We start from the raw sequence: 6,243 nt of genomic DNA, 5'->3' as shown, positions 1-6,243 counted from the left end.
GGCCCCGCCGCCGAGGTGCACGGCCGTCAGCGGGCGACCGGCCGGCGCGGCCAGGTCCACCACATGACCCAGCCGACGCTGGTACGGGAAGCTCAGCCGGCCCGGGTCGTCCAGGTCCACGTGCGACTGCGGCGCCCCGTCCACCAGCAGCGTCCAGGCGCGCGGCCGGTCGGGGTCGGGCCGCAGCTCCGCCACGCCCCCGCCCACGGTCTCCCGCACCGCCTCCGCCTCGGCCGCCCGCCGTCTGCTCCTCGCCATCAGGCCATTATCGGACGGCGGGCTCGCGGCCCGTCCCGGCCAGGAGGGCGCGGTACCAGTCGAGGGCGGCGTCCAGGGTGTCGCCGAGCGGGACGGGCCGGGCGGCGAAGGCGTCCTGGAAGGCGCCGGAGTCCATCACCTGCGCCTCGGTGTGCTGGTAGAACAGCTCGGCGTAGGCGTCCATGAAGACCTGGTCGAACGGGCCGAAGGGGCGCGGCTCGGGCATCACGGTGACCTTCAGCGGCCGGCCGACCCGCTCCTCGATCATCGTGAACACCTCCCGGGTGGTGCGGGCCGGCGCGGTCGGCAGGTGCCAGACCCGGCCGTCGCCCTCCGGCCGCTCCCCCAGGGTGGCCAGCCCGGCGGCGACCGCGCGGATGTCGGTGTAGCTGTGCGGCAGGTCGACGTCGCCGAGGCCGACCACCTCGCCGCCGGTCAGCGCGCCGGGGAAGACCGCGCCGCCGAGGGTGGAGTTGAGCACCCCGGGCCCGGCGAAGTCGGCCGAGCGGCCCAGCACCACCCGGGCCCGGCCCTCCTGGTGCGCGGCGAGGTAGCGCGCGTCCAGGGCGGCCCGCATCCGGCCCTTGGCGCCGGTCGCCCGCCAGGGCGTGTCCTCGGTCATCACCTCGCCCCCGGTCGGGCCGTACGGGTAGAGGGTGTCCAGCACCACCAGCCGGGCGCCCTCTGCCTCGACCGCGCCCAGGACGGCGTCCTGGATGCCGGGCATCGCCTCGACCTGGAGGTGGTAGGCGACGTTGACGCAGTGGTAGACGACGGCGGCCCCCGCCATCGCCGCCCGCGCGCCCTCGACGGCGCCCACGTCGCCCTCCCGCCAGGTGACGCCCTGCGGCACCCCGCCGGCCGGCCGGGAGCGGGAGACCAGGCGGACCGTGTGACCGCGCCGGGCCAGCTCCCCGGCGAGGGCCGAACCGGCCGGTCCGGCGCCGAGGACGACGTGCGACTGGCGTGCGCTGGTGTTCCGGCCCGTGCTGTCCATGACCGTGCTCCCTTGGTCGCGTTGCCACATGACTTTCGTTAGAGATTGTAACTCTCACTAGAGTCTCACACAAGAGCGTGCCGCCTCGGCCGCACACCCGACGCACCCCTCCCGCCCGTCGCGGTCGACGGGCGGGAGGGGTGCGCGGGTACGGCGGTACGGGGCCGGCTAGCGCCGGTCGTCCGCGGCCTCGATCAGCCGCGCGGCCTCGCCGAGCGCGGCGCGCAGCATCACCGGATCCGTCACCGGGCCCGCGTCCTCCGGCGGCAGCAGCCAGCCGGAGTCCGGCAGCACCTCGGGGGCGACCGGGCCGGGGATGCGCAGCCCGCGCCCCGAGGTGTCGGTGCACGCGCTGCCGGGCACGTCCCACCGGGCCGCGGTGCCCGGCGGCACCAGGAAGCCGAGGGTGGCGCAGTCGCCGTCGTGCAGCACCGGGCCGACCGCCGGGGCGCCGCCGCGGCGCAGGATGTCCACCGCCTCCAGGCCCTGCCGGACCGGGACGGTGACCAGGTCGCAGGGGATCTCCTCGGCGACCTCCACCGGGCCCGCGCCCACCGCGCGCAGGCCGCCGGCGTACGGGCCCGTGCCGTGCGGGGCCGTGCCGTACGGGGCCGTGCCGTACGGGGCCGCGCCGTACGGGTCCGTGCCGTACGGGCCTGCGGGGTGCGGATCTGCCTGCGTGCCGATCTCCGACAAGGAAATCCCCTCCAGCTTCGAGCCCCGTGGATGGACACGGTGCGCCTCTCCACATGGTTCAACGCCACTCCGCGTCAACAGCTACGGCACCGGGCCGCCGCAAAGGATGGCAGAACATGGCGGATCGTGGATGAGATATCCCGTTTGTCACCAAACTGCGGGTGCGGACCCCGTCACAGACGGTACGTTCGGCGCGGCCGGCCGGAACGCCCGCCCGCACCCGCGGGGACGTCCCGGCAGAACGCAGGAGAGGGCTCGACCATGGCGTCCTCAGCAGCAGTCCCCGTCCCCAACCTCGCCTTCCGCGCCCTGCGCGGGGCGCGGTCCCCCGGCGAGTTCGCCGCCGCGGTGCGCCGCGCCGGCCGGGAGATCGGCGAGCACGTCGCGTGCGACGCCCGGTACGTGGGCCGGGTGGAGTCGGGCGAGATCCGCTGCCCCAACTACGCCTACGAACGGGTCTTCCTGCACCTGTTCCCCGGTCTGACCCTGCGGGACCTGGGCTTCACCGCGCGGGAGGACGTCCGCGGCCGGGCCGCCCGGCAGGCGGCCGCGGACGCCTGCCGGACGGCCCGGCCGGAGCCCTCGCACACCGTCCGGAACGATGAGGAGAGCGACGTGCTGCGTCGCGCATTCATGGGTGGCACCGCCGCGGTCGCCGCCTCGCTCGGTCTCGGCGCGCCCGCGCCCGGCCTCGCCGCCACCATCCCCGCGCCCCGCGCCGGCGGCAGGTTCGGCGAGACCGAGGTGAGAGCCGTCGAGGACGCGGTGCGCCGCATCCGGCTGCTGGACGACCGGCACGGCGCCGACCGGCTGTACCGGGAGGCCGCCGAACCGCTGCGCACCGCGTACGCCCTGCTGGACTCGGGCGGCGCGCTGCGCCAGTCCACCACCGACCGGATGCACGCGGGCGCGGGCGAGCTGGCGCTGTCGGTGGGCTGGCTGGCCCACGACTCGGGCCGCCCGGAGGACGCCCGCTCGCACTACGCGGAGGCGCTGGCCACCGCCCGGGTCGCCGCGGACGCCGCGCTGGAGGCGCACGCCTTCTCCAACACCTCCTTCCTGGCCCGGGACGCCGGCCGGCACCGGGAGGCGGTGCGCGCCGCGCAGGCCGGGCAGCAGGCGGCCCGGCTGCTGGCGTCGAGCCGGCTGCGGGCCCTGCTGGCGCTGCGGGAGGCCGGCGGCTGGGCCGGGCTCGGCGACCGGGCGGCCTGCGAGCAGGCCCTCGGCCGGGCGCACACCCTGTTCGGGCGGGGCCCGGCCGACGACGACCCGGAGTGGATGTCGTTCTTCGGCGAACCGGAGCTGGAGTACCTGGAGGCCCAGTGCTGGTCGGCGCTGGGCGACTGGCCCCGGGCCGTACGGCACTCCCGGCGCGCCACCGTGCTACAGAGCCCGCGCTTCACCCGCAACCTGGCGCTCTACCGGGCCAAGCTCGCGGTGGACCTGGCCTGCGGCGGCGCGCCGGACGAGGCGGCGACGGCCGCCGAGCACGCCATGGACCTGCTGGCCGAGGTGCACTCCAGCCGGATCGACGCCCTGCTGGACCACACCGCCCGCCTGGTCGCCGCCGACGCCCCGGCCGCCCCCGCCGTACGCTCCTTCCTGGAACGCCGGGCGATGCTCCAGGTCTGAGCCGTGCCCTGGCGGGGCGCGGCTCAGGCCTCCAGGTGCCCGGTGTCGTTCCAGCGCTCGACGGCCGGGTCGCCGTAGGCCCAGCCGAGGCCGGAGAGGCTGGTGGGGTCCAGTCGGATGCGGGCGGCGAAGGACACCGGCTCGCCCAGCCAGCGGGCCGCGATGGAGCGCAGGATGTGGCCGTGCGCGAAGACCAGGGTGTCCCGGTCGGCCGAACGGGCCCAGGCCACCACCTCGTCGGCCCGGTCGGACAACTGCGCCAGGGTCTCGCCCCCGGGCACCCCGTCGCGCCAGATGAACCAGTCCGGGTCGCCCGCCTTGATCTCGGGCGGGGTCTTGCCCTCGTACGCCCCGTAGTCCCACTCCATCAGCGCGTCCCACGTCTCGGCCCGGCCGCCGAAGCCGGCCAGCTCGCAGGTCTCGGCGGCGCGGGACAGCGGGCTGGTGCGGATCTCGTAGCCCTCCAGGCCGTTCCAGGGGGCGCGGTGCAGCCGCTCGCCGAGCAGCTTGGCGCCCCGGCGGCCCTCCTCCAGCAGCGGGATGTCCGTCCTGCCGGTGTGCCTGCCGGACAGCGACCACTCGGTCTGACCGTGCCGGGCGAGCAGGATGCGCGGTGCCATGGGGGTCTCCTGTGGTTCGCCGTACTGCCTCCGGAGCGCGGGGCGGCCCGGAGGGATCGTCGTTTCCATCATCACGCACCGTCGCGGGCCCCGGCGCGCCGGGGGCGAGGGCTGTTGTCAGTGGGGGATGCGAGACTTCCGAGGGTGAGCGATTTCCTGGGCGGCGGTCCCCTGCGGGAGCCGCCGCGGACGGTGCCGACACCGCACGCCGCGCCCCCGGAGCGGCCGGGCGGCGGGGGCGATGGGGCCGTGCCCGGCCCGCGCCGGGCCCTGCGGCAGAAGCTGGCCGAGCTGCGCGGCCCGGCCGTGCCGCATCCGCTGGACGCGCGGGCGCTCGCGGCGCTCGCGGCCAATCCGGGCTGCCGCAGACGGGCGCTGCTGGACGGCGCCGGGGTCGACAAGGGCGCGCTGGCGAGCGCGCTCGGCTCCCCCGCCGCGTACGGGCAGTCGCAGTTCGCGTTCGCCCGGGGGCATGCCTTCGAGGCGCGGGTGAAGGCCGACGGCGGCCTGGAGCTGATGCGGCTGCTCGGCGTCGGCGAGGGCGGGACGGCCGGCGAGGTGCGGGTGCCGGAGCTGGCGGCCGCCGGGCCCGAGGGACGGGTGGCGCGCACCGCGTTGGCGCTGCGGGAGGCCACCGCCGCCGGGGCGTGGACGCTGCTGGACCATCCGCTGCTGGCGCTGGAGGTGGCCGGTTCGCCCGCCTATCTGGAGCCCGACGCCGTGGTGGTCGACCCCGACGGGCGCTGGACGGTGGTGGAGATCAAGTCCTTCCCGGTGCTGGACGGCGCGGCCGACCCGGCGAAGGTCGGCGCGGCCGCCCGGCAGGCCGCGGTGTACGTGCTGGCGCTGGAGCGGGTGGCGGCGCTGACCGAGGGGGCCGAGGTGGGCCGCTCGGTGCTGCTGGTGTGCCCGCGGGACTTCACCAACCAGCCGGCCGGCTCGGTGGTGGACGTGCGCAAGCAGGTGTCGGTGACCCGCCGGCAGCTCGACCGGCTGACCCGGATCGAGGACATCGCGGCCGCCCTGCCGGACGGGGTGAGCTTCGACGTCGAGGGCCGCTCGGCGCGGGAGCTGACCGCGGCGGTGGAGGCGGTGCCGCACGCCTACGCACCGGAGTGCCTGGCCGCCTGCGAGCTGGCGTTCCACTGCCGGGCCCGGGCGCGGGCGGCCGGGGCGGTGGAGGCGCTGGGCCGCTCGGTCCGCGGCGAGCTGGGCGGACTGGCCACGGTCGACGCGGTGCTGGCCGCGGCCCGCGGCGACGCCCCGGCCGACGGCGTCGACGACGCCGACCCGGCCGTGGTGGCGCTGCGCCGGGCCCGGGCGCTGCGCACCGAGGCGCTGGCCGAGGCGGCGGCCCGCACCGCCGCCGGACGGGAGGCGGCGGCATGTCGCTGATCAGCACGCTCGCCCGGCTCGACGCGGTGGAGTCCGGGCGGGCGCAGCCGCTGGCCACGGTGCGCCACCGGCACCTCGCCGACCGGCCGCTGGTGCTGGTGCCGCTGACCACCGCCGGCGAGGCGGGCGCGCCGCTGGGCGCGCTGGTGGGCGACGACCCGGCCGCGCCGAGGCTGCTGGTGGTGGCCCAGCCGCGCGACCGGGACCTGCGGTTCGCGTTCCTGGCCGACCTCGCCGAGGCGGTGGTGCCGCATCTGGACGGGTACGCCGACGACGTCGAGCCGGCCGAGCGGTCCGAGACCGACCCGGAGACCGGCAAGAAGGTCAAGGTGGAGGTCGAGCTGTGCGCGGACGCGCCGCAGGTGATCGTGCCGAGCCGGGCCGGGGTGGAGTACGTACGGCTGCTGGGCCGGTCCACGCGGTTCCGGCGCACCGCCGAGGACGACCCGGACACCCCGTATCCGGCGCCCGTCCGCGTACCGCTGCTGGGCCGGTGGCTGACGCACTACGGGGAGCGGGCCCGGGTGCCCGGCTCCTCGCTGCTGCTGGCGGCGACCGACCTGCTGAACCGGCACTGGGCGACCGGCCAGTCCTCGCTGGAGGACCAGCACCTGGGCGCGCTGCTGGCGTGGATCGAGGCGGGGG

Annotated in this window: 5 protein-coding genes and 2 pseudogenes; 3 read left to right on the top strand and 4 right to left on the bottom strand. The window is 77.1% G+C overall.

Features of this window, described 5'->3' with window-relative positions; genetic code table 11:
- The 3 genes and pseudogenes from C6N75_RS23515 to C6N75_RS23505 form a co-directional block, all read right to left on the bottom strand.
- A pseudogene (locus C6N75_RS23515) lies at positions 1 to 258 on the bottom strand (spermine synthase); the annotation flags it as partial.
- A 7-nt stretch (positions 259 to 265) separates the two neighbouring features.
- Positions 266 to 1,255: an NAD-dependent epimerase/dehydratase family protein gene (locus C6N75_RS23510; protein ID WP_105870895.1), complete on the bottom strand. Its 990-nt coding sequence runs from the start codon at positions 1,253 to 1,255 to the stop codon at positions 266 to 268.
- Between the two features lie 168 nt (positions 1,256 to 1,423).
- A complete protein-coding gene (locus C6N75_RS23505) occupies positions 1,424 to 1,951 on the bottom strand; it encodes a hypothetical protein (RefSeq protein WP_407703264.1) in 528 nt (175 codons plus the stop codon).
- A 261-nt stretch (positions 1,952 to 2,212) separates the two neighbouring features.
- Here C6N75_RS23505 and C6N75_RS23500 point away from each other — a divergent pair, with 261 nt between their 5' ends.
- Entirely contained in the window at positions 2,213 to 3,583 is a 1,371-nt protein-coding gene (locus C6N75_RS23500; protein ID WP_105870894.1) for a transcriptional regulator, read from the top strand.
- A gap of 23 nt (positions 3,584 to 3,606) precedes the next feature.
- On the opposite strand, the gene C6N75_RS23495 is transcribed toward C6N75_RS23500, so the two are convergent.
- On the bottom strand, positions 3,607 to 4,203 hold the full coding sequence (locus C6N75_RS23495) for a histidine phosphatase family protein (RefSeq protein ID WP_105870893.1): 597 nt from the start codon (positions 4,201 to 4,203) through the stop codon (positions 3,607 to 3,609).
- Between the two features lie 144 nt (positions 4,204 to 4,347).
- Between C6N75_RS23495 and C6N75_RS23490 the strand changes: the two genes are divergently transcribed.
- Together C6N75_RS23490 and C6N75_RS23485 are read left to right on the top strand one after the other, a co-directional pair.
- Positions 4,348 to 5,598, top strand: a complete 1,251-nt coding sequence (locus tag C6N75_RS23490; protein ID WP_407703263.1) for a hypothetical protein — start codon at positions 4,348 to 4,350, stop codon at positions 5,596 to 5,598.
- Positions 5,589 to 6,243 (top strand): annotated as a pseudogene (locus C6N75_RS23485) (hypothetical protein); the annotation flags it as partial. The gene C6N75_RS23490 and the pseudogene C6N75_RS23485, both read left to right, overlap by 10 nt.

This window comes from Streptomyces solincola (assembly GCF_002982015.1).
Taxonomy (GTDB): Bacteria; Actinomycetota; Actinomycetes; order Streptomycetales; family Streptomycetaceae; genus Streptomyces; species Streptomyces solincola.
The sequence above is the reverse complement of the archived record's forward strand: the minus strand, read 5'-3'. Positions and strand labels throughout refer to the sequence as shown.

Bases quoted from the DNA above. Each gene is read 5' to 3' on its own strand.
- C6N75_RS23510 (WP_105870895.1), bottom strand. From the start codon at position 1,255: ATGGACAGCACGGGCCGGAACACCAGCGCACGCCAGTCGCACGTCGTC.
- C6N75_RS23500 (WP_105870894.1), top strand. From the start codon at position 2,213: ATGGCGTCCTCAGCAGCAGTCCCCGTCCCCAACCTCGCCTTCCGCGCC.
- C6N75_RS23495 (WP_105870893.1), bottom strand. From the start codon at position 4,203: ATGGCACCGCGCATCCTGCTCGCCCGGCACGGTCAGACCGAGTGGTCG.